The 1,346-nt window shown below is 72.6% G+C and carries 1 protein-coding gene; it reads right to left on the reverse strand.

Annotated elements, in window-relative coordinates; translation table 11 throughout:
* On the reverse strand, positions 1-1,346 hold a 1,346-nt coding region (locus AC1DOC_RS33850), incomplete at both ends, for a DUF2345 domain-containing protein (RefSeq protein WP_478131590.1).

Below are 1,346 nucleotides of genomic sequence, written 5' to 3' on the forward strand. Positions count from 1 at the left end.
CGGCAGCGACGCGGGCAGCTTGGGCACCATGGCGCCCACGGTCTGCGCGGCCATGCCGCTGGCCGCCTGGCCGACCTGGCCCAGCAATGCCTTGGCGCCGCCTTGCTGGATGGCCTGCACGGCGCCGACGGCCTGCTGCGCGGTGCTCGCTGCCTCGCTGGCCTGGCTCACGAGGCCGCCCGCCTGGCCCAGCAGGCCCGCCGCTGCGCTGCCGAGTCCGCCCGTTCCGCCGAGGAAGCCCGCTCCACCRCCTCCCGCGTCGACGGCCTTGTCGCTCGCAGGCCGGGTGGGCCAGCGGTTCGGCTGGCCGAAGTAGCTGCCGGTATCCCAGGGGTCGCTCGGATCGCCGCCGAACGTGACCTTGGCCTGCCCGAGCGGAAGCCCCGCCACGGAGGCGAAGCCGTTCGCGTCCAGCTTGCCCGTGTGCGTGCCCCCGTCGGAGTCCACCACCGTGAAGTCGCCTTGCTTCACGCCTTGGCGCGTGGCGCCGTCGGCCTTGACGTACTGGTGGTACAGGTCGAGCTGGCCTCTCGGAAGCTGGGGCGGCTGCGGCAGCCGGGGCTGTCCGTCGCTCTTGGGCCCCACCATCGAATGCGAAGCCGCATGCGCGCGCCACGTCCCGTTGGTGCCGCTCTCGATGCCGCCCGCCGTCCAGCGCGTGTAGCTGGAGCCGCCGTTGATCAGCACCTCTTCCTTGGCGGTGATGGTGATCCGGTTGGCCTCCATCTTGATGTCCAGCTTGGCCAGCGCGTTGATGCTGTCCTTGAGCGCCGTGAGGTCGATGTCGGCCGCGGCCGCCGCCATGCGGATGCCGTGGTTGAAGGCCACCATGCGCACCGCGTCCTTGGCGCTCACCAGGAAGCTGTTGCCCGTGGCCACGCTGGTGTGCGCACCGCTGCTGATGGCCGTGTGCTCCACGCTCACGAGGTGGGTGCTGGCGGCCGTGGTGGCCTGGATGCCGGCCGGGCTCGCCAGGGTCAGGTGCGGCTCCTGGAACTCCGGGAACTCGCCCGGGCCCGAGGGGCCGCCTTGTCCCCTGATCGCGTCGTTCTGCGCCTTCAGCGCGCGGGCCACCTCGTCCTGGTCGCCGGCCTCGTGAGCCTTGGCCTGCTGCGCCACCTGCGCCAGGCTCTCGTGCAGGTCGCGTCCCTCGGTGAGCCTGGCGATGGTCTCGCGCATGTCGGTGATGTGGCCCTGCGCATTGGGCCGCGCCTCGGTGCTCAGCAGCAGGCCGCGGGCGGCGCGCACGGCGCCATGCCCGTCGGTGCGCAGCTCGAAGCCCTGGCCGCGGTCGTCCTTGCGCCCGGCCGTGTCCTCGATGCGCCCGATGTGGCCCAGGCTCAGGC

The organism is Variovorax sp. 01T439_2, assembly GCF_056398445.1.